Source organism: Marinomonas sp. A3A (genome assembly GCF_018336955.1).
Classification (GTDB): domain Bacteria; phylum Pseudomonadota; class Gammaproteobacteria; order Pseudomonadales; family Marinomonadaceae; genus Marinomonas; species Marinomonas lutimaris.
The window spans coordinates 676,349-696,850 of sequence record NZ_CP025532.1; the positions used below are offsets into that span (position 1 = coordinate 676,349).

At 44.3% G+C, this 20,502-nt stretch carries 22 protein-coding genes; 14 read left to right on the forward strand and 8 right to left on the reverse strand.

The window, feature by feature from the left end:
• A partial coding sequence (locus tag CYL31_RS03110; RefSeq protein ID WP_212917525.1) for an IS3 family transposase occupies window positions 1–504 on the forward strand: 504 nt, incomplete at its 5' end.
• A 137-nt stretch (window positions 505–641) separates the two neighbouring features.
• Here the strand turns inward: CYL31_RS03110 and CYL31_RS03115 are convergent.
• Window positions 642–1,418 carry an exodeoxyribonuclease III gene (locus CYL31_RS03115; RefSeq protein ID WP_072838845.1) on the reverse strand — a complete coding sequence of 259 codons (777 nt, stop codon included), beginning with the start codon at window positions 1,416–1,418 and terminating at the stop codon, window positions 642–644.
• 119 nt (window positions 1,419–1,537) lie between these two features.
• Here CYL31_RS03115 and pyrE point away from each other — a divergent pair, with 119 nt between their 5' ends.
• Window positions 1,538–2,185: an orotate phosphoribosyltransferase gene (gene pyrE, locus CYL31_RS03120; RefSeq protein ID WP_113917464.1), complete on the forward strand. Its 648-nt coding sequence runs from the start codon at window positions 1,538–1,540 to the stop codon at window positions 2,183–2,185.
• Between the two features lie 41 nt (window positions 2,186–2,226).
• Here the strand turns inward: pyrE and slmA are convergent, their stop codons facing one another.
• The 4 genes from slmA to coaBC all read right to left on the reverse strand — a co-directional run bounded on the left by slmA (window position 2,227) and on the right by coaBC (window position 5,847).
• Window positions 2,227–2,820 carry a nucleoid occlusion factor SlmA gene (slmA, locus tag CYL31_RS03125; protein ID WP_212917526.1) on the reverse strand — a complete coding sequence of 198 codons (594 nt, stop codon included), beginning with the start codon at window positions 2,818–2,820 and terminating at the stop codon, window positions 2,227–2,229.
• 77 nt (window positions 2,821–2,897) lie between these two features.
• Window positions 2,898–3,806 (reverse strand): acetylglutamate kinase, encoded by a 909-nt coding sequence (gene argB, locus CYL31_RS03130; protein ID WP_212917527.1) that lies wholly within the window; start codon window positions 3,804–3,806, stop codon window positions 2,898–2,900.
• Window positions 3,807–4,127: 321 nt separating this feature from the next.
• Entirely contained in the window at window positions 4,128–4,586 is a 459-nt protein-coding gene (dut, locus tag CYL31_RS03135; protein ID WP_212917528.1) for a dUTP diphosphatase, read from the reverse strand.
• Between the two features lie 37 nt (window positions 4,587–4,623).
• Window positions 4,624–5,847, reverse strand: a complete 1,224-nt coding sequence (gene coaBC / locus CYL31_RS03140; protein WP_212917529.1) for a bifunctional phosphopantothenoylcysteine decarboxylase/phosphopantothenate--cysteine ligase CoaBC — start codon at window positions 5,845–5,847, stop codon at window positions 4,624–4,626.
• A 104-nt stretch (window positions 5,848–5,951) separates the two neighbouring features.
• Here coaBC and radC point away from each other — a divergent pair, with 104 nt between their 5' ends.
• From radC to CYL31_RS03155, 3 genes are all read left to right on the forward strand, one after another.
• Window positions 5,952–6,626, forward strand: coding sequence for a RadC family protein (gene radC, locus CYL31_RS03145; protein WP_212917530.1), 675 nt, complete (start codon window positions 5,952–5,954; stop codon window positions 6,624–6,626).
• Between the two features lie 230 nt (window positions 6,627–6,856).
• A complete protein-coding gene (locus CYL31_RS03150; protein WP_212917531.1) occupies window positions 6,857–7,183 on the forward strand; it encodes a helix-turn-helix transcriptional regulator in 327 nt (108 codons plus the stop codon).
• On the forward strand, window positions 7,177–8,493 hold the full coding sequence (locus CYL31_RS03155; RefSeq protein WP_212917532.1) for a type II toxin-antitoxin system HipA family toxin: 1,317 nt from the start codon (window positions 7,177–7,179) through the stop codon (window positions 8,491–8,493). The genes CYL31_RS03150 and CYL31_RS03155 overlap by 7 nt, the downstream gene beginning before the upstream one ends.
• A gap of 127 nt (window positions 8,494–8,620) precedes the next feature.
• On the opposite strand, the gene CYL31_RS03160 is transcribed toward CYL31_RS03155, so the two are convergent.
• Complete coding sequence (locus tag CYL31_RS03160) at window positions 8,621–9,082, reverse strand: Lrp/AsnC family transcriptional regulator (protein WP_349304767.1); 462 nt, start codon at window positions 9,080–9,082, stop codon at window positions 8,621–8,623.
• 268 nt (window positions 9,083–9,350) lie between these two features.
• On the opposite strand from CYL31_RS03160, the gene rpmB reads away from it, so the two are divergent.
• From rpmB to cdd, 8 genes are all read left to right on the forward strand, one after another.
• Window positions 9,351–9,587 carry a 50S ribosomal protein L28 gene (gene rpmB, locus CYL31_RS03165; RefSeq protein ID WP_011978458.1) on the forward strand — a complete coding sequence of 79 codons (237 nt, stop codon included), beginning with the start codon at window positions 9,351–9,353 and terminating at the stop codon, window positions 9,585–9,587.
• Window positions 9,588–9,598: 11 nt separating this feature from the next.
• Window positions 9,599–9,769, forward strand: a complete 171-nt coding sequence (gene rpmG / locus CYL31_RS03170) for a 50S ribosomal protein L33 (RefSeq protein WP_011978459.1) — start codon at window positions 9,599–9,601, stop codon at window positions 9,767–9,769.
• Window positions 9,770–9,898: 129 nt separating this feature from the next.
• Window positions 9,899–10,717, forward strand: a complete 819-nt coding sequence (gene mutM / locus CYL31_RS03175) for a bifunctional DNA-formamidopyrimidine glycosylase/DNA-(apurinic or apyrimidinic site) lyase (RefSeq protein WP_212917534.1) — start codon at window positions 9,899–9,901, stop codon at window positions 10,715–10,717.
• Between the two features lie 211 nt (window positions 10,718–10,928).
• Window positions 10,929–11,921, forward strand: coding sequence for a BMP family lipoprotein (locus CYL31_RS03180; protein ID WP_212917535.1), 993 nt, complete (start codon window positions 10,929–10,931; stop codon window positions 11,919–11,921).
• Between the two features lie 92 nt (window positions 11,922–12,013).
• Complete coding sequence (locus CYL31_RS03185; RefSeq protein WP_212917536.1) at window positions 12,014–13,585, forward strand: ABC transporter ATP-binding protein; 1,572 nt, start codon at window positions 12,014–12,016, stop codon at window positions 13,583–13,585.
• Window positions 13,582–14,679 (forward strand): ABC transporter permease, encoded by a 1,098-nt coding sequence (locus CYL31_RS03190; RefSeq protein ID WP_212917537.1) that lies wholly within the window; start codon window positions 13,582–13,584, stop codon window positions 14,677–14,679. Before CYL31_RS03185 ends, CYL31_RS03190 begins: the two co-directional genes overlap by 4 nt.
• Before the next feature lie 9 nt (window positions 14,680–14,688).
• Window positions 14,689–15,657, forward strand: coding sequence for an ABC transporter permease (locus CYL31_RS03195; RefSeq protein WP_212917538.1), 969 nt, complete (start codon window positions 14,689–14,691; stop codon window positions 15,655–15,657).
• A 17-nt stretch (window positions 15,658–15,674) separates the two neighbouring features.
• Window positions 15,675–16,094, forward strand: coding sequence for a cytidine deaminase (gene cdd / locus CYL31_RS03200; protein WP_212917539.1), 420 nt, complete (start codon window positions 15,675–15,677; stop codon window positions 16,092–16,094).
• Window positions 16,095–16,142: 48 nt separating this feature from the next.
• Here the strand turns inward: cdd and CYL31_RS03205 are convergent, their stop codons facing one another.
• The gene (locus CYL31_RS03205; protein WP_212917540.1) at window positions 16,143–17,222 is read right to left on the reverse strand and encodes an AbrB family transcriptional regulator; all 1,080 of its coding nucleotides are present in this window, start codon (window positions 17,220–17,222) and stop codon (window positions 16,143–16,145) included.
• A 294-nt stretch (window positions 17,223–17,516) separates the two neighbouring features.
• Here CYL31_RS03205 and CYL31_RS03210 point away from each other — a divergent pair, with 294 nt between their 5' ends.
• On the forward strand, window positions 17,517–17,900 hold the full coding sequence (locus CYL31_RS03210) for a septal ring lytic transglycosylase RlpA family protein (protein WP_212917541.1): 384 nt from the start codon (window positions 17,517–17,519) through the stop codon (window positions 17,898–17,900).
• Here the strand turns inward: CYL31_RS03210 and CYL31_RS03215 are convergent, their stop codons facing one another.
• Window positions 17,901–20,318, reverse strand: coding sequence for a bifunctional acetate--CoA ligase family protein/GNAT family N-acetyltransferase (locus tag CYL31_RS03215; RefSeq protein WP_212917542.1), 2,418 nt, complete (start codon window positions 20,316–20,318; stop codon window positions 17,901–17,903).
• Window positions 20,319–20,502 lie beyond the last annotated feature (184 nt).

Sequence of the window (20,502 nt, forward strand, 5' to 3'; positions counted from 1 at the left end):
TTTAAAGCGGACAGACCGAATGAGAAATGGGTCACCGACGTGACAGAGTTTAATATTAAAGGACAAAAAGTGTACTTGTCTCCCGTGATTGATCTGTTTAATCAAGAAGTGATTGCCTACCAAATTAAAAAGACAGNGCATTTACCGCTCGTGACTGACATGCTAAAAGAGGCTGTGAATGTTCTGAAAGAAGGAGAGGCTCCGATCTTACACAGTGATCAAGGTTGGCAGTACCAGCAAAAGCAAACGCGAGTTATCTTGAAAAAGCATGGACTACAGCAAAGTATGTCGCGAAAAGGNAATTGTTTGGACAATGCTGTCGCTGAGAACTTTTTTGCCTTACTAAAAACGGAAATGTTCCATGGCGAAACCTTCGAGGATGCAGATGATCTGATCCAAGAACTTGAAGAGTATATTGATTACTACAATACGAAACGGATAAAAATGGGGTTAAATGGCCTGACTCCGGTAGAGTACCGAAATCAGGCATTGTTAGCCGGTTAATAAAGTGTCCAACTATTGGGGGTCACTTCAGGTAGTGACTGTTTTAATATTGCAGATCACTACCAGCGGGCTTTTTAGTTTTTGATTTTCAATTCTAGTGAAAGAGCTTTGTTTTTTCGCTGGAATTGAGGCAATGCTTAATCAATATTGTATTCCATGATCAATGGGGCGTGATCTGAAAAACGTTGGCCTTTATAAATCGTGCCACCTTGGATTAAGTTTTTAATGCCTGGTGTTGTGATTTGGTAGTCCAATCGACCGCCTTCATCTAGTTTCCATGCGCGTTCATAATCTGGCCACCAAGTATATTGCTTGTCTTGTTTGTTCACTTGGCGGAAGGCGTCAATGTATTCCAATTCATTGAATATTTCATTTATCCACTTACGCTCTTCTGGCAAGAAGCCAGAGTTACGTTGATTGACGAACCAGCTGCTGACATCAATCGGTGAACGGGCAACATTGGCTGTACCACAGAAAATAAATTCACGACGCTTGCGACGGGTCTTAATGAGATGGTTTTTAAAACCTTCCATAAAACGATATTTATGTTCTTGTAGCGTTTCCTCATGGTTTGAACCGTGAGGGGTCAAGAAAGCACCAATGCTAACTTTATCAAAATCCGCTTGAATAAAACGACCTTCAAAGTCGCATTCAGGGAATCCCATGCCAGTCATAATGGCTTTAGGCATGGTTTTGCAATAGATAGCGACACCTGCTTGCTCTGGATTTTCCATAGAGTCAAAGAAGTATGTGTTATACCCCGGAGGGAAAAACACACTGTCATTTAGTGTGCGTTCATCTGCCTGTATATCTTGCAGACATACAACATCTGGGTCCTGACGAACCATCCATTCAAAAAAGCCGCGTTCTGCTGCTTGTCTTATACCGTTTACATTAAGGCTGATGACCTTCATTTCTGGTCCCTACAATTCCTAGCCGTGTGTTATATTAGCGCCTATCCAATGTTGGCATGGCTTCGCTCGTTCTTGGCGGCGCTTTGTTGTGTACTATTTATTATCTTTCTGGAGTTGGCATGAAACCTTACCAAAGAGACTTTATCGAATTCGCTATTGAACAAAACGTGCTGCGCTTTGGCGAATTTACGCTTAAATCAGGTCGCGTAAGTCCTTACTTTTTTAATGCAGGCCTATTTAGTTCTGGCCAAGCGCTAGCTAAGTTAGGACGCTTTTACGCAACCTCATTAATGGAAGCAAATGTTCCATTTGATGTTCTATTTGGCCCTGCCTATAAAGGCATTCCATTGGCAACAACTACGGCTGTTGCTCTCTATGACCATCATAATGTAGACACACCATACGTTTTCAACCGTAAAGAAGCAAAAACTCACGGTGAAGGCGGTTCTCTAGTGGGCGCTCCGTTAGCGGGTAACGTCATGATTATCGATGACGTTATCACTGCAGGGACGGCCATTCGAGAAGTTATGGCTATTATTCAACAAGCCAATGCCCTTCCGGCTGGTGTTCTTATCGCCTTGGATCGTCAAGAACGAGGCCAAGGTGAGTTGTCTGCTATCCAAGAAGTCGAACGTGACTTCGGTATGCCTGTTATTAGTATCGTATCTTTAAATGACATCATGACGTATTTGGCAGAACAGGATTCTCCTGAATTTGCTAAACACCTTGATGCGGTTAAAGCGTATCGTCAGCAATACGGCATTTAATACTGATGCCGACGCTAAGGATTGAGGTTTTGCCTCAATCCTTAGCGGTTTAGCATCAAGTTCTGTGCCAATATTGCCCATTGCTCTGGCCAAATTTCCATTGGCTTAACTTTGAACTCGCTACGAACGTAATGGCGTATTTTCCCTTCGACAATAGCAATCAAGAAATTCGCACAAGGTGCAACGCCCATCGCTGGTCGTAAACCCTGTTTTAAGTCTGCTTCGCGAATGACTTGTTTTAGCTGAGTCTCTATCCGATCAAATACTTGTGTAATGCGAACGCGTAAACGCTCGGTTTCGCCTGCTAATGCATCGGCAGTCAGCAAACGACACATGCCTGGGTTTTGTTCAGCAAATCCGAGTACTAGCGTGACTATCATCTCGATTCGAGTAATCACGTTGCTTTCTTCTTGTACGATTCGATTTATGCGAGTGAAAAGGCTTTCTTCAATAAACTCTATCAAGCCTTCAAACATCTTGGCTTTACTGGGAAAATGACGATACAACGCCGCTTCTGACACACCAACCTGCTTTGCTAAAGCAGCCGTAGTAATACGTGCTCCTGGGCTACTTTCTAGCATTTGAGCAAGCGCTTGCAATATCTGTGTGCGACGATCGTTTTTCTTATTGCTCATTTTTCTTGTCCAGTTTCTAACCAGAGTTGTTAATTGCCAGTATCGTTAAGTGATAGTATCAACAAAAGCGAAAACTCTTATTCACCAACCTTGGTGTTTGAGATTAGTGTACCAACGCCAGTGTCGGTAAATATTTCCAATAAAGTCGCATGTGGAACACGGCCATCAATAATATGAGCGCTCGTTACACCAGCATTAACCGCAGATAGTGCACAGCTAATCTTAGGTAACATGCCGCCATAAATGGTACCGTCAGCAATTAAGGCATCAACTTGTGCAGTGCTCAATCCAGTTAATACATTGCCTTGCTTATCTTGTACGCCTGAGATATTGGTCAGCAGCATAAGCTTTTCTGCACCAACGGCCTCGGCAACCTTGCCAGCAACAAGGTCGGCATTGATGTTGTAAGAATTGCCTTCGTCATCCACACCGATTGGTGCAATAACAGGAATCAGGTCGCTATTTTCAAAGAACTTTAGGAAGCTGGTGTCGACGCTGGCAACTTCGCCAACGTGGCCAATATCCACTTGCTCTGGTGCTGACATGCCTTCCGCTTGGTGTTTCACAAAAAGTTTTTTCGCTTTAATAAAGCGACTATCTTTACCTGTGATACCGATGGCTTTACCACCTGCTTCACAAATTAAATTAACGATTTCTTTGTTTACTTGGCCGCCTAGCACCATCTCAACTACATCCATGGTTGCGGTATCGGTTACACGCATACCATTAATGAATTTAGACTCAATGTTCAGTTTAGCAAGCATGTCACCAATTTGTGGGCCGCCACCGTGAACAACGATTGGGTTAATACCAATGGCTTTCATTAAAACGATATCTCGTGCAAACCCAGCTTGTAGGTTTTCATCTGTCATGGCATTGCCGCCGTATTTGATAACCAGCGTTTTACCAGCAAAGCGTTGAATATAAGGAAGCGATTCGCTTAAAACCTTAGCAACATCTAAAGCAGACTCACGAGAAAAAGCCACGGATTATGTACTCCTGTAAACAAAAAATGGGTCGCATAAAAAAATATACAATCTTGATAGGTTTACTATTCTATCAACAATAAAATTACTTAGTTAGTGTGGCAAAACGGTGACAGTCAAGGCTGACAACGAGTGTAAGCAACCACTTAGGTTTGAAATAATAGCGTGATCTTGAAGGATTAACTATAGAAATTTGTATGAAACTTACGAAGTTTAGACTTATGAAAGTTAATTTCGTTTTCGGGAGGAAGGAAGGGTGAGTGAATGTGGTAACGAACACGAAAAGGGTGAATTAATCTCACTCTTTTCGTGTTTTTCTGCTTACTTTGTGCCTGTGTGACCGAAACCACCTTCGCCACGTTCGGTGCTTTCGAATTCTGTAACGATATTAAATTCAGCTTGAACGATTGGTAATAGAACTAATTGCGCAACACGTTCGCCTGGTTCGATAGTGAATGTCGTATTACCGCGATTCCAACAAGAAACCATTAGCTCGCCTTGGTAATCTGAGTCGATTAAACCAACCAAGTTACCCAAAACGATACCATGTTTATGGCCAAGTCCAGAGCGTGGCAGAATTGTCGCTGCCAAACTTGGGTCTTGGATGTAAATAGACAAGCCAGTTGGTAGTAGCGTTGTTTCGCCTGGAGCAAGGTCGATTGCCTGATCAAGACAAGCGCGTAAGTCTAAACCAGCAGAACCTTGGGTTGCGTAAGTCGGCAACGGAATCTCTTTACCGATTTTGTCGCTAAGGATTTTTAATTGAATAGCTTGTTTCATGTTTATCTTCTCTTTTTCTCTAAATTTGTAAGTGTTGTTAAGACGATAACTTAATATGCTGCTGAATAAACTCAACGAGTTGGTTTGCTAGCTCGCTTTTTGCGGCTTTGTCAGGTGACCATGTTTTGTCTTTCGTAATGACGGTGACTTGGTTTTCATCTTGGTTAAAACCAATGTCGCTGCGTGATACATCATTGGCAACAATAATATCTAAGCCTTTTTTCGCTAGTTTGCCTTTGGCGTATTCGATCACATTCTGTGTTTCGGCTGCAAAGCCAACGATGGTTCTTGCGCGCTTTTGTTGGGCAAGTGTCGCGATGATGTCAGGGTTTTTGACTAATGTCAGGGTGACTTCATCGGTATCTGATTGTTTCTTCATCTTTTGATCGCAGGCCGCTTTCATTTTAAAATCGGCAACGGCAGCGGCGCCAATGAACACATCCGCTTGAGCGCTCATGCTTTGCTGGCAAGCGGCTAACATTTCATCAGCGCTTTTTACATTGATAATATTTGCATTTGCAGGTGTGGATATTTGTACTGGACCACTGATTAGTGTGACTTTCGCGCCACGAGCAATCGCCGCAGCGGCAAGAGCGTAACCCATCTTGCCTGAGCTGTGATTGCTGATAAAACGAACGGGATCGATGGCTTCCATAGTGGGGCCTGCAGTGATCACCCAGTGTTGTCCTGCTAGGTCCTGTTCCACAGCAGTGTTTTGAAAGTGAGTGTTGACAGCATTGAAAATTTCGCTCGGCTCACTCATACGCCCAGGGCCGATATCACCACAAGCTTGCGCACCATCGGCAGGCCCGATGCTTAGCACGCCTCGCTCTGTGAGTAATTTTGCATTGGCTTGTGTAGCTGGATGACGCCACATGGCTTGATTCATTGCAGGAGCAAGTAAGACAGGTGACTCTGTAGCAAGGCATAAGGTGCTTAATAAATCATTTGCCATACCTTGAGCATAGCGAGCCATGAAGTCAGCAGAAGCGGGCGCTATCAGGATTAAGTCAGCCCATTTTGCTAATTCTATATGCCCCATTCCCGCTTCGGCATTTGGGTCTAATAAAGTGCTGCGAACAGGGTGACCTGAAATGGCTTGCAGGGTCATCTCAGTAACAAAGGCTTTTGCACCTTCTGTTAAAACGACTTGAACCTCTGCGCCAGCTTTGGTTAGTAAGCGAATTAATTCGATGCTTTTATAAGCTGCGATGCCACCGGTAATGCCTAATAGAATGCGTTTTTGAGCGAGATTTGACATAAAAAAACTTCTCAATTCGTGCTGTGGTCGATAAAGTGAGCAATAGGCAGGACGCCAGTCTCTTTAAATTGAGAGTAAGATTAACATGGATCAAGGACTAGATCATGAGTATTAAACATTGGCCAGAACAAGAAAGACCCAGAGAAAAGCTTATTCATCAAGGGGCGAGCGCGCTGAGTGATTCCGAATTGCTGGCGATATTTCTTCGAACTGGGACGCAAGGCATCAGCGCGGTGGAATTGGCTCGACAGGTGTTGTCCCAATTTGGTGGTTTGCGTGCGCTTATGTCGGCCAGTCGCGAAGAATTTTGCCAAGGTTTTGGGCTTGGCGACGCAAAATACACCCAACTACAAGCCGTGCTGGAAATGTCGAAACGTCATCTTCAAGAGCAGCTCATGCGCGAAACTGTGTTTACCAGCGCGGAACACGTCCGAACTTACCTTTCTTCTCAACTACGCCATTCCCAACGAGAAATATTCGCGGTGCTGTTCTTAGATACTCAGCACAGGTTGATCCGCTATCAAGAACTTTTTATGGGTACCGTAGATGCCGCGGCGGTTTATCCGCGTGAAGTTGTTAAAGCCGCGTTGCAATACAATGCCGCCGCGGTGATCCTCGCTCATAATCACCCAAGTGGCATAGCCGAACCGAGCCAAGCGGATATCAGTATTACCGACAAAATCAAACGTGCGCTGGATCTTGTTGATGTGCGATTGTTGGACCACTTTGTTGTCGGTGATGGCTCTCCTGTATCGTTAGCGGAGAGGGGATTGGTTTAGAAGCTGTTTTTAAGTCTGATAATAGGAAACTGAGAAGTGGGTTGTGTGCTATTTAATTTTAAATTAGTCTAATTAAGGTTCCTATTTAGTTACTTTATTTGTTTTTTAAGAGTTTAAAGTAACTAATTTAGGACTTAGTTGGGTTTGTATTGATGATCTGTTCGAAAAGTTCTAAATTTAGGACATAAAGGTTATTTTAATCTTACAGTGTCACTAAATTGGAACCTTGTATGGCTATCGAAAAATCTGCGGCCGCTCTTTCTGAGGAGCTTGGAGAGCGTTTAAAGCAAGCTAGGTTGAATCTTAACCTGACTCAGTCCGAGGTCGCGGCACTTGCTGGTGTTGCTCGCAAAACGGTTTTAAATGCAGAAAAAGGTAAAGTGCAATTAGAAGTGTTTGTGGCAATCATGATTGCATTGAATTTAACGGATCAATTGAATTTATTTCTGCCAAAACAAGAAATATCACCATTGCAACTTGCTAAGCTAGAGGGCAAAAAACGGCAGCGAGCGTCAGGAGTGCATCGAGAAAATAATAAAGGGAGATTAGAATGGTAATGGAAGTTATTAAGGTCTCTTATCAAGGTCATGATGTTGGTGCTGTAAGCTTTGATGTCGATAAAGGCATTGGAGCTTTTGAATATACAGCAAGCTTTATAAAAAAAGGGATAGAGCTTTCCCCCCTTAAAATGCCGTTATCCAGACGGATTTTTAGCTTTCCTGAACTTGATTTTAATACCTTTAAAGGCTTACCAGGCTTAATTGCAGATTCTCTCCCCGATAATTTTGGTAACTCAGTTCTTAATGCTTGGGTGGCAAGTCAAGGTAAGTCTCCTAATGACATTTCTCCTCTACAACGGCTTCAATACACTGGGAAAAGAGGTATGGGGGCTCTGGAGTATTCACCCGCTACAAAACTTCGTAGCCTGAATGCATCGCAACAAGTTGAAATTCAATCTCTTGTTTCAATCGCGCAAGAAATTTTAGACTCTCGTGGTGTATTTGAGGTAGAGCTTAATAAGGATGGACGAGAAGAAAGGGAAGCAATGTTGTCGTTACTCTCTGTTGGTATGAGTGCTGGCGGAGCAAGGCCTAAGGCTGTATTGGCATTTAATAAAGACTTTACTCAAGTTCGCTCTGGACAAACGACCGTTCCTGAAGGCTTTACTCATTACCTAATGAAATTTGATGGTGTAAATGAACACAATCAGAACCAAGAGACATTTGGGGATCCCTTAGGTTACGGAGCTATGGAATTTGTTTATTATTTGATGGCCAAAAGTTGTGGTATTGAAATGATGCCCTGTAGGTTGCTTGAAGAAGGTGGCAGACGGCACTTTATAACGCAGCGATTTGATCGCGTAAGTAATACCAAAGTCCATGTCCAGACGCTCAATGGGTTGGCCCATGTTGACTACAATAAACCAGGCTCATTTTCTTATGCAGAAATATTCAGTGTGGCTCGGCAATTAAAGCTGCCTGCAACTGATGCCCTGCAGATATTAAAGCGTATGGTATTTAATATTATTGCTCGGAATCATGATGATCATGCCAAAAATTTTGCTTTCATTATGAACAATGAGGGTTGGTCTTTAGCCCCTGCCTATGATTTGGCTTATAGCTACAAGCCCGGAAGTAAGTGGGTTAATAGCCATTGGATGAGTTTAAATGGAAAGAGAGATGGTTTTACGCGGGCGGATTTTTATAGTCTAGAGAAACTCAGCCCCTTATTTGGCAAGAGCAAAATTGACAGCATCATCGATGAAACGATCGAATGTGTCTCCATATGGCCGACTTTAGCCCAAGAGTGGAATGTACCTCGGTCTCTTAGAGAGGAAATCCAATCTAACTTAAGACTTAGCCTTTAGATTAATTATGTAAGTGGCATGCCGCTACAAACTCGGTTGTTTTCTTGGCAGAGATAGGCTTAAAGTCGTTTTTACTATTTTAAATAAAGTTCGCTTTTGGGTTTGTTAGTTACAAGAGGACAAGCTTTCATAAAAGTGGCACTTCTAAGCTCACTTTGACATTTCCCATTACCACATTGGAGTGGAACTTGAGTATGGTTTTATCGTTTAAAAAGAGTTCTTGAGTGATGATGTCATAGCGTTGCATGCTTTTTGTTGCTATCACCAGAATGAAGTCATTGTCACCGGCAACGTAGTAGGATTGTTGTACTTCTGGGTAAGCTAGTGTTTTCTTTTTGAAATTGTCTACAACGGAACTCCCTCCTTGTACTAAGACGACTTCAACAATGACTAATATATGACCGCCTAATTCAACTGGGCTTAGTACCGCAATTTCTTTTTCTATTACTCCAGATTGTCTCAGTGCTTTTAATCTTCTTTGTACGGCGGTTGCCGACAGACCTATTAGTTGGCCCATTTCTTCGGTTGTCCTTCGGGTATTAGATTGCATTAAATTTAACAGCTGATAATCAAAGGAGCCCATGTGCATAAAATCCTCAAAAAAATTAAAATTACGCAGCTATTAATCTTATTGAGGTAGGTGCTAGTTTCGATAAGGAGCGTCACTATGTTATTTGCTCGATGCTACTAACTGATCATTTTTTAACAAAAAGAATTGCTCAATGGGTTGGCTTATGGGAAAATGCGCGCCGCTATATCCTCGGTATGGGATTTTTTTGATTCATAAGGAATCATGCTCCGCCTGAGGAAGTGAAACACTTCCAATAATCTTTCTGGATAGCAAAAGGTATTTAATTATGTCTCGCGTATGTCAAGTTACTGGGAAACGTCCTATTACAGGTAACAACGTTTCTCACTCAAAACGCCGTACTAAGCGTCGTTTTCTTCCTAACCTTCATTGGCACCGTTTTTGGGTCGAAGGTGAAAACCGCTACATCCGTTTACGTGTATCTTCTAAAGGTATGCGTATTATCGATAAAAAAGGTATTGAATCAGTTCTTGCTGAAATTCGTGCCAACGGCGAAAAAGTATAAGGATCTGAATCATGGCTTCTAAAGGCGCTCGCGATCTAATTCGCATGGTATCTTCTGCTGGTACTGGTCACTTTTACACAACTGACAAGAACAAGCGAAATACTCCTGACAAACTTGAAATGAAAAAGTTTGATCCGGTTGTACGTAAGCACGTTATGTACAAAGAAGCGAAAATTAAATAATTTTTGTTTCTTGTCAAAAGGAACCGACTCATTGAGTCGGTTTTTTTGTATCTAGCATATAGTAGTAGAAGCAAGTTGTTCATCTGGTCAGTTTTTTTTGTGTGTATCTAGTCATCATTGAGGTTAACCATGCCTGAGTTACCAGAAGTAGAAACCACCTTACGTGGCATCGAACCCAAATTAGTTGGGCGCTCTCTCGCTAGGGTCGATATCCGTCAGCCAAAGCTGCGCTGGTTAATCACGCCTGAGTTAAGCTCAGAAATGCCAGGTGAGGAAATTACTCATCTTTCTCGTCGTGGTAAATACATTGGCATTCATACGTCAAAAGGCACCCTGATTGTTCATCTTGGTATGTCTGGTAGTTTGTATTTTGTGCCTGCCGAGACGCCGCCGTTGTTTCATGATCATGTGGATTTTTGCTTTGCCGATGATGATGTATGGTTGAGATATACGGATCCTCGTCGCTTTGGTGCCATTCTGTGGACAACGGAAGATTGGAACAAGCATGAGCTGATTAAGCACTTAGGCCCAGAGCCGCTCTCAGAGCTTTTTAATGCTGATATGCTGTACGCGAGAGCGAAGGGGCGAAAAGTACCCATTAAGACCTTTATCATGGACAGTAAGGTGGTTGTGGGTGTTGGGAATATTTATGCCAATGAAGCGCTATTTAAGGCAGGGATTCGTCCTGATCGTTTGGCTGGCAAGATAAGTAAGGTGCGTTTGGCCCGTTTGGTTGAGTGCATTAAAGTAGTGCTTGCTGCTGCCATTAAACAGGGCGGAACGACCCTAAAAGACTTTGTTGGCGGTGATGGCAAGCCTGGTTACTTTAAGCAGGAGTTGGCTGTTTATGGCCGTGCAGATAAAGCTTGTATCATATGCAGTGCGCCGCTTAAAGAAATTCGCCAAGCTCAGCGTAGTACGGTTTTCTGTATTAATTGCCAATCCTGACCAGTTGTTTAAATTAGGCATAAGAATTGCTAATGACTACTGTTGAATATATCGTCCTTCGGCAAATGATTTTGTGATGGGCAATATAGGTAAAAATGTTGCTTAAATTGTGCAGATTACATTGCGGTATTCTGCTAATGGGTTTATTTTTGACCAGTTAGGCAAGGTTAAGAGTTGCCTAGATTAAATTACATACATAAGAGGAATTGGAATGAAAGCTGTCTTTCTTGCGTCCGTCACAGCGTTAGCCATCTCATCAAGCATGGCTCATGCTGCAACAGAACCTGCAGTTGTTTATGATCAAGCGGGTAAATACGATAAGTCTTTTAACGAAGGCGTTTACAATGGCGTGAAAGAATACACGGCCGAGACAGGCATTCAGGTTCGAGAATTTGAACCTAAGAACGAAGCTCAGGTAGAGCAAGGTCTACGTCGCCTTGCAAAGCGTGGTTATTCTCCTATCGTTACCGTTGGTTTCAACATGACTTCTGCGGTTGAGAAAGTCGCGAAAGATTTCCCAGAAATCAACTTCACCATTATTGATGGTGTGATTGATCTTCCAAACGTTCAGTCTGTTGTTTTTAAAGAGCAAGAAGGTTCTTTCTTAGTTGGCGCTTTGGCTGCAATGGCATCTAAAACCAATACAGTGAGCTTCGTCGGTGGCATGGATATTCCTCTGATTCGTAAGTTTGCGTGTGGTTATGAACAAGGTGTTAAATATCAGTCTTCTAGTGCCACTGTTTTGCAGAATATGACAGGCTCTACAGGCGCCGCGTTTAATGACCCAACAAAGGGTTCTGAGTTAGCGAAGAGCCAGTTTTCTAAAGGTTCTGATGTTGTTTTCGCCGCAGCGGGTGGTACAGGTATTGGTGTATACCAAGCGGCAAAAGATGATGGCAAATTGGCGATTGGTGTAGATTCAAACCAAAACCACATTCAGCCAGGTACAATGCTAACATCTATGGTTAAACGTGTAGATCAAGCCGCTTACAAAACTTATAAGGATGCAGCAGCTGGAAATTGGAGACCTGGAATGGTTGTTCTAGGTTTGGCTGAAGGCGGTGTTGATTGGGCGCTAGATGACAACAATGCGAGTTTAATTACAGCTGATATGAAAGCAAAAATGAAAGACATTCGCGCAAAGATTGTCAGTGGTGAAATTAAAGTTCACGATTACATGTCAGATAACACTTGTAACTACTAAGTTGCATCAAAAAACAGTTACTTACATAGTGTAGGTAACTGTTTTTTTTGTTCTAGTGTGTTCCATTTTAAGCAGATGAATTACTTTTAGATATGACGAATAAAACAATGCCATACGCAATAGAATTGCGAGACATCAGTAAACGTTTTGGTGCAGTTCAGGCCAACAAAGACATTTGCTTACAAGTTCCGGCAGGCACGATTCACGGTATTATTGGTGAAAACGGCGCGGGTAAATCCACTTTGATGAGTATCATTTATGGCTTTTATGAAGCCGATACAGGTCACATTGAAGTTGATGGTAAGCGCGTTGATATTCGTAGCTCTCAAGATGCTATCAATGCGGGTATAGGCATGGTGCATCAGCATTTTATGCTGGTAGAAAATTTTAGTGTTCTTGAAAATGTTATTTTAGGCGCAGAAGGTGGCGCGGTACTGAAGAATGGTATCGGTGCGGCGCGTGTAGAATTGCAACGCTTAGCTCATGAATACAGTTTAGATATTGATGTAGACGCAATCGTAGAGGAACTTCCGGTTGGTTTGCAGCAACGTGTTGAGATCTTAAAAGCCTTATATCGTGGCGCGCGTATTCTTATTTTAGATGAGCCTACAGGCGTACTGACGCCACAAGAAGCAGATCACCTGTTTCGCATTCTAAAAGCCCTAAAAGATCAGGGCGTTACCGTATTGTTAATCACCCACAAATTACGTGAAATCATGGCTTCCACCGATAATGTATCGGTGATGCGCCAAGGAGAAATGGTTGCTCATCGAGAAACCGCCCATACCAGTAAGGAAGATCTTGCTGAATTGATGGTGGGTAAAAAAGTTCGCTTAACCGTTGATAAAGATGACGCTCAGCCAAGTGAAGTGTTGTTGTCTGCGCAGAACTTGTCTCAGTTTGACGGCCAAGGCGTTAAGCGCCTAAAAAATGTGAGTTTAGAGCTGCGGGCTGGTGAGATTCTGGGTATTGCTGGCGTGTCTGGTAATGGGCAGAGTGAGTTGTTGAATGTCTTATCAGGTATTACCCCGATGGACGAAGGCGAGATCCACTTTGCAGGCCAAGTGATCAACGCAAAAGCGCCGAAAGATGCCGCACAGATGCGTGATCTAAAGATGGCACATGTGCCTGAAGATCGCCATAAAATGGGCTTAGTAACGGGCTTTGAAGCTTATGAAGCGGCTGTGTTGGGCTATCATAATTCGTCTGTTTATAACGGCAAAATTCTAATGAATCGCAAGGCCATGCTTGATGAATGTAATGAGCGCATGGCGGCTTGGGATGTGCGTCCACCGAATCCTCATCTTAAGACGGCGAATTTTTCTGGTGGTAATCAACAAAAAATTGTTATTGCTCGTGAAGTAGAACAAAACCCTGAAGTGTTATTGATTGGTCAGCCAACGCGTGGCGTTGACATCGGTGCCATCGAAAACATTCACGAACAAATCGTTAAACTAAGAGACTCAGGTAAAGCCATTTTACTTGTGTCCGTTGAATTGGATGAAATTATGGCACTGAGTGATCGCATCATTGTGATGTTTGATGGTGCAGTTGTTGGTGAGCTAGATGCAAAAGATGCCGATGAACGAACCCTTGGCCTGATGATGGCTAATGCCTATAACGAAGAGCAAGAAGGCGAAGAATCAGCAGAGGTGTCCGCATGAGTCAGGCGAAAGTCCCTACTTGGGTAAATATTGCCCTTATCCCTGTACTAAATATTATGTTGGCCTTCTTGGTTTCTGGTTTGGTGATTCTTGCCATTGGTGAAAACCCAATTGAAGCGGCTGGATATCTTATTTATGGCGCTTTTGGTTACGACGAAGGTATTGGTTACACGCTTTACTACGCAACGAACCTTATTTTTACTGGTTTGGCTGTATCTGTTGCCTTTAAAGGTGGCTTGTTCAACATCGGTGGTGAAGGGCAGGCTTATATCGGTGGTTTAGGGGTGGGTTTGATCTGTTTGTCATTGGATCACACCATGCCGTTTTATGTGATCGCGCCTTTGGCTGTGATTGGCGCGGCGGTATTCGGCGCTGCATGGGGCTATATTCCTGCGTACTTGCAAGCCCGTCGCGGTAGCCACATTGTTATTACTACCATCATGTTTAACTTTATCGCGTCCTCGTTGATGGTTTACTTGATTGTAAACTGGTTAAAAGAAGATGGTCGTATGGCGCCAAATAGCCGGACTTTTGGCGAAAACGCATGGTTGCCTTATTTGCATGAGCTGCTTTCCCCATTGGGTATCGATATTGGTGACTCACCACTTAACCTTGCTTTCATATGGGCCTTGTTGTGCTGTGTGTTTGTCTGGGGATTGATTTGGCACACACGCTGGGGTTATCAGCTACGTACGCTAGGAACCAATCCTACCGCGGCGCGTTACGCTGGTATTGATACAGCGAAAGTAACCATTTGGGCGATGTTGATTTCTGGCGGCTTGGCAGGTTTTGTTGGCCTTAACGAAATCATGGGTGTGAACCATAACTTATTGCTTAACTTTACGGCGGGCTATGGTTTTGCTGGTATCGCTGTGGCCTTGATGGGACGTAATCATCCGATTGGTATTATCTTGGCGGCTATTCTATTTGGAGCCTTGTACCAAGGTGGCGCCGAGTTAGCATTTGAAATTCCAACTATTACGCCTGAGATTGTTGTTGTAATTCAAGGTTTAGTGATTCTGTTCTCTGGTGCGCTTGAGCATATGTTCAAGGATCGTATCGAAGGCTTTTTTATTCGCAGAGCGGTCGCGTAGGGGAAAACTATGTTTGAAACATTGATACTCATGTTAGACGCGACAATGCGCGTTTCTACTCCGCTTATTTTTGCGGCGTTAGCTGGCTTGTATTCTGAGCGCGCGGGCATTGTAGATATCGGTCTAGAAGGTAAAATTTTGGGCAGTGCTTTTGCGGCAGCAGCGGCAGCGTCTGTTTTTGGTTCTGCTTGGATTGGCTTGTGCTTTGGCATAATGGCCTCTGTTGGCTTAGCGATGATTCATGGCTTCGCTTGTATTACTCATCGAGGCGATCACATCGTTTCTGGTGTGGCGATTAATACCATTGTAGCGGGCTTGACGGTGACCTTGTCTATGCATTGGTTTGGTATGGGCGGACAAACACCGGCTCTGGTTGGTGATGCGCGTTTCTTAGATATCACTTTCCCATTTGCCGATGCAATCGCAAGTGTGCCTGTGATTGGGCCGATTTATTCGAACTTGCTAAGTGGCCATAATATCTTGGTATATTTGGCGTTCGCTATGGTGCCTGTGACCTATTGGGTGATTTATAAGACTCGTTTCGGCTTGCGTCTGCGTGCGGTGGGTGAGAACCCTCATGCGGTAGATACGGCGGGTATTTCGGTGTCTTTCATTCGCTATCGCGCCTTGATCATTTGTGGCATTTTATGTGGCCTTGCTGGTGCGTATTTGTCTACTGCTCATAATGCAGGTTTCTTGAAAGATATGAGCGCGGGTAAAGGTTACATGGCATTGGCTGCGCTAATTTTCGGTAAGTGGCGTCCAGTTCCTGTTTTACTAGCTTGTTTGTTGTTTGGTTTCTTAGATGCTGTGGCTGTTCGTATGCAAGGTGTTGTGATTCCTGGTATTGGTGAAGTGCCAGTACAGGCAATTGAAGTCTTGCCGTATGTATTAACCGTCTTGTTGCTTGCGGGCTTCATCGGTAAAGCCGTTGGGCCAAAAGCCATTGGCCGCCCTTATGTGAAAGAGCGAGCTTAATATGTTGGATTTAAACCATGCCTGATTTGAAAAAGAGCACTGCGCTTTTTGAGCTAGCTAAAGAGGCGATGAATAAAGCCTACGTGCCTTATTCTCGCTTTCCTGTTGGCGCAGCGATTTTAACCGCTGGTGGCAAACTATATTCTGGCTGTAACGTAGAAAACGCCGCTTATCCAGAAGGTACCTGTGCTGAAGCGGGTGCAATTGCTTCTATGGTGCTTGGCGGTGATACACTGATTAAAGATATTTATGTTATTGGGAAAGGGGATGAATTGGTAACACCTTGTGGTGGTTGTCGCCAGAAAATTCGTGAGTTCTCTTCTGTGGATACCATGATTCATATTTGTGGCGCAGAAGGCGTGAGAAAATCCCTCACTATGAATGAGCTATTACCCTTCTCGTTTGGCCCAGAGAATCTTGAGCAAGAAGCTAGCTGATTGAAAAGCCTGATGTCTATGAAAACCACCTTCGGGTGGTTTTTTCGTTTAGGCGGTCTTATTTGTCGAAAGCCAACGGGCAAGCATTGGCCCAGCAATCAAGACCAATAGAAAGCGAGCAACCTGCATGGCCATAACGAAAGATACATCTGCGCTGGTCGATGCGGCGATAATGGCAACTGAGTCAGCACCGCCAGGACTTGTGGCGAGAAAGGCTGTGAGCGGGTCGATATCAGCAAAGGTGATCAATAGCATGGCCAAGCAAGCATTGATCGTAATCAACGCTAGAATCGCACCTAACACATGGGGGAATACATGCCAGGCATGTTTTAACACTTGTCGAGTAAAACGAAAGCCAATTCCCCAACCTAATATGGCAAAGCTGATCGCCAGGCACCAATGTGGCAGAACAATAGGCAAAACACCGGAGAATTTGATTGCCAACCCTACCGCGAGAGAAAGCAGTAAAGGCCCGCTTGGTAAGCGCAGTTTTACACCAACAATGCTCGCGATTAAGATGACAGATAACGTGATGGCAAAACCAGACCACGAAGGAACGCCCAGCCAATCAATCGGTTCAGCCGCAACCCCATCGACGTGAAATACCGCCGCAACGACTGTCGCTGCGATAGCACAGCAAGCCACACGTAAATATTGCATGAAAGCGACTAATCGCATATCAGCTCCGTAGGATTCAGACATAATCGTCATCGCCGAAGCGGCTCCTGGAGAAGAGCCCCAAATGGCTGTGGTGCCCGGTAATAATCCACTACGACTAAGCAACCAACCCAAAAAGCTAGACGCGACAATCGTCGAGACAGTGCCAATTAGAAACAACGGCCATTCCATGGAGATTTTCGCAAAGACCGTCAGCGGAAGACTGTTGGCTATCATCATGCCCAAAATACCTTGAGCCATTAAAAACATTGGCTTTGGCAGTGTCATACCTGCGCCACTGGTGGCTAAAATAATTGCTGTAATCATAGGACCAAGCAGAAGCGCCGCTGGCAAATTAGCGTATTCAAAGCACACCACTAAAACAAAAGATACTACTAATAAGACGGATAATCGCCAAGTTGTAGGCCAACGAGAAGGGGTTTTACAAAGTAATAAAAAGCGAGAAGTCATGTCTATCTGTCGAAAAAAAGCAGTGGGTTTAATGGCGCCAAGCATACCTTAAATAAGCTGGTATTATTGGCGCCTCTGGTGATGTTAACCATACTCGCAACTTATGTTGGTGCATTGTCATGTTGGGAATTGCCGTGAGAATTAAGGCAAAGCATAGAAAGATACGCCAAAATTCTGACAAGAAGCTGACGGATGTTTCGTTAGGTTGAGTTTGTTGGGCGGACGTATCTGTTACTATGAGACTAAGAGTATAGCGTCTGAAAATCAAAGCGACTTAAAGGAAAAGAAAAAACAATGCGAAAAATTAGCACCTTATGTGTGGCAATCTTGTCTCTTGTTCTAACCGCATGCGCAAGTGGTCCAATTAGTCGTTCCGATTCAGTAGGGTTCGAAGAAAGCGGCGGAGCCAGTTATTACGCCATGAAGTATCAAGGACGTAAAACCGCAAGCGGAGAGTTATTTGATCAAAAAGCCATGACTGCCGCCCATAAGCGTCTGCCTTTTGGCTCTAAAGTAAAAGTCACCAATGTCAAAAATGGCAAAAGTGTGGTGGTGCGAGTTAATGACCGTGGACCATTTGTTCGTGGCCGCATTATTGACCTGAGTAAATCTGCCTTCCAACGAATTGGAAACACTCGGGATGGTGTGATTGAAGTTGAGATTGAGGTATTGAACTAGTTAGGAAGCATCCCGACACTTTTCGAGCAAGCTCGGTGTCAGTTTAATACTGGCGACCATTTGACCAAAATCGTCTGGATCGCGTTGAATGGAAAAGCCTAAATGTCGGCAGAATTCGATCATGCGTTTGTTTTCGGCCAATACAATACCTTTCATCACACGAATGCCTTTGTCTGCGGCGACTTGCATCAGTCGTCGCATGAGGTACGCCGCTAAGCCTAAACCTTGGAATTCATCGCCAAGTACCACGGCAAATTCACAACTTTGATCGTCGAAGTTATCTATGTATCGTGCGGTGCCGATGAGTAAATCTCGTCCATCCCGCTGAATCACCGCGAGTAAGGCCATTTCTCGGTCGTAGTCGATATGGGACATGCTGGCAAGCATGCGTGGTGTCAATTCTTCGATATTGGAGATAAAACGAAAATAACGAGTTTCATGGGACATGCTACGAACAAAATCCGCCAAAATGCCAGAATCTCTCGGTAGAACCGGTCTAACGGTGGCTATCTCGTCATTTTTCAATACTCGCTCCGATACCCATTGTCTTGGGTAAGGATGAATGGCGAGATGTTCATAACGACGCCAATTTTTGCAAAGGCGAAGGTTGGCTGTGACGTCAGCGTAAACACTGCCGTTTTCGTAGAGTCGCACATCTCCTAGCTCTAGACTCTCAATTTCGGGTAATTCGCACACCATGGTAGATAAATTGCGCAGCAAACTTTCTAGTTCAAAGGACTCTTCTCCAGGAAATGCACGTTGAATTAAATCTTTTGCCAAGACGGTGTTGAGTGGCGGTAAAGCGACGGCTTCTGCTTGTTTGTGCTGCTGTGCGCCTTCCAAAGACAAACCAATGGCTGGGCCAAACACAGCATCCTGAAAGACTCGAAGGTGGATTGGTGCAGACAACTGATTTGAAGCCTGACGACGAGTAATTAAGTGAACATGGAATAGCTCAAAAACATCTCGTAGTGAATCGTTATGAGGTACTTTTTCACCTTGTTTACCTTCTTGTTTAATAAGGCGATTAAGGGTCTTGGTTGCTTCTGAAACATCAATTTTAAAACGAAATGCATGGCTGTCAGGTGATTGCTTAGCGAGCAATTGGTTGCGTTGGAATTGCACCAAAAATTGAAAGCCTTCAATAGCTGTTTCAGGGGTACGGAAGGTGGGGATACCGGCTTCGTTAATACGCGTACGCATGTTGGTCATGTTTCCGCCGCCAAGCAAACACACCATGACGAGCTTTTTCTGTGTTCGGTGTAATTTGATAATAAGGTCGTACAGGGAATCGATGTCGATGAGTGCGGTTGGGCTTAGTGTCAGTAACACCGCACCACAATCTTCACTGTGCAAGGCATCGGCAGCAAGATCAATAAAGAGATCGGTGGCGCAACTTGCCCAAACCGTTGTCACCGGGCCAATGCCACCGCGACCCGCCATGGTGGATTCCAATCTATTGTGTAACTCGCCTTCTGGCGTGAGTAGATCAATGCCTAATTCCATAGCGCGTTGTGCTGCCAATTCGCCTGGCCCAGCGCCGTTTCCAATGATTAACAAGGAACCGTCTTTGACTCGACGAGCGTTTGTCATTACCGAGGCCGCTGCGATTAAATCATTCAAGCGTCGACCTCGTACCGCACCGGTTCGACTGAGTGCGGCGTCGAGTACTCGCTCATCGGCACCGACGGAATGTTCGGTGACAACGGCAACGGGTTTGCTTCGCCCTGTTGCACGTAAGCTGCTGAGGAATCGTGTCGGACGACCGATTTTTTGCAAATACATCAAAATGGCCTGACTGTCGAAATCATTGGATAAGTAATCCAAGACTTGTGATGGCATCACATCGACAGGTGATCCCATAGAAACCACTTGGGAAAAGCCGATGCCTTGCCACGTTGCCCAGTCTACAAGCGCACTGGCGACCGTACCAGATTGCGACATTAAGGCCAAGCGTCCCGGTAAAGGCTGGGTTAAACCAAGCCAAGCAAAGACGCCTTGTTTAGGGCGACAAATGCCAAAGCTGTTCGGCCCAAGCAAACGCACATTGTGTTTGCGCAGTGCTTCAACCAGCGATTCTTGGCTGTCGCTTGTCCAAGACAGCATTAGCAAAGAACCAATGCCTACAGCGCCACAGGCGGCAATAATGCTTTCCATGTAAGGTTGGTCTTCTTTGGAAGAATAGGAGCCGACCAACACGGCAAGATCAGGGCTTGTGGTTAATTCGCTGAGTGTTGAGAAAAGCGGAAAAGAGAATTCTGTCGCTGGCTGAACACCCACAAGACTAACAGGACAGGACTTTGTCGCATGAGAGAGGGAGGTCAAAAGCGCCAGCATGAGAGGATCGTGCGCATCATCGCCAGTAAGCACCACCATAGATTTTGGGGCGAGTAGAGATTGTAATGCGTGTTGGCTCACCTAATATTCTCCTGAAACTCACTTTATGCTTTGGGGGAAAAGCAACGTATTGAGACTGTATCATAGTCTTCGATAGTACGAATTGTAGACCATGGTAGGGTGGACTGTCTTTTTCATTCATGAGATCTTGTCATGCCAACTGTGTTCATGAAATTCTGAAAAGACCTCGGCAGTTTTTAAAAAT

Coding starts and splice junctions, on each gene's coding strand:
- dut (WP_212917528.1), bottom strand. CDS start 4,586: ATGAAACAAGCTATTCAATTAAAAATCCTTAGCGACAAAATCGGTAAA.
- radC (WP_212917530.1), top strand. CDS start 5,952: ATGAGTATTAAACATTGGCCAGAACAAGAAAGACCCAGAGAAAAGCTT.
- rpmG (WP_011978459.1), top strand. CDS start 9,599: ATGGCTTCTAAAGGCGCTCGCGATCTAATTCGCATGGTATCTTCTGCT.
- CYL31_RS03195 (WP_212917538.1), top strand. CDS start 14,689: ATGTTTGAAACATTGATACTCATGTTAGACGCGACAATGCGCGTTTCT.
- CYL31_RS03150 (WP_212917531.1), top strand. CDS start 6,857: ATGGCTATCGAAAAATCTGCGGCCGCTCTTTCTGAGGAGCTTGGAGAG.
- CYL31_RS03185 (WP_212917536.1), top strand. CDS start 12,014: ATGACGAATAAAACAATGCCATACGCAATAGAATTGCGAGACATCAGT.
- slmA (WP_212917526.1), bottom strand. CDS start 2,820: ATGAGCAATAAGAAAAACGATCGTCGCACACAGATATTGCAAGCGCTT.
- rpmB (WP_011978458.1), top strand. CDS start 9,351: ATGTCTCGCGTATGTCAAGTTACTGGGAAACGTCCTATTACAGGTAAC.
- cdd (WP_212917539.1), top strand. CDS start 15,675: ATGCCTGATTTGAAAAAGAGCACTGCGCTTTTTGAGCTAGCTAAAGAG.
- CYL31_RS03155 (WP_212917532.1), top strand. CDS start 7,177: ATGGTAATGGAAGTTATTAAGGTCTCTTATCAAGGTCATGATGTTGGT.
- CYL31_RS03180 (WP_212917535.1), top strand. CDS start 10,929: ATGAAAGCTGTCTTTCTTGCGTCCGTCACAGCGTTAGCCATCTCATCA.
- coaBC (WP_212917529.1), bottom strand. CDS start 5,847: ATGTCAAATCTCGCTCAAAAACGCATTCTATTAGGCATTACCGGTGGC.
- CYL31_RS03115 (WP_072838845.1), bottom strand. CDS start 1,418: ATGAAGGTCATCAGCCTTAATGTAAACGGTATAAGACAAGCAGCAGAA.
- pyrE (WP_113917464.1), top strand. CDS start 1,538: ATGAAACCTTACCAAAGAGACTTTATCGAATTCGCTATTGAACAAAAC.
- CYL31_RS03210 (WP_212917541.1), top strand. CDS start 17,517: ATGCGAAAAATTAGCACCTTATGTGTGGCAATCTTGTCTCTTGTTCTA.
- CYL31_RS03160 (WP_349304767.1), bottom strand. CDS start 9,082: ATGCACATGGGCTCCTTTGATTATCAGCTGTTAAATTTAATGCAATCT.
- CYL31_RS03190 (WP_212917537.1), top strand. CDS start 13,582: ATGAGTCAGGCGAAAGTCCCTACTTGGGTAAATATTGCCCTTATCCCT.
- mutM (WP_212917534.1), top strand. CDS start 9,899: ATGCCTGAGTTACCAGAAGTAGAAACCACCTTACGTGGCATCGAACCC.
- CYL31_RS03205 (WP_212917540.1), bottom strand. CDS start 17,222: ATGACTTCTCGCTTTTTATTACTTTGTAAAACCCCTTCTCGTTGGCCT.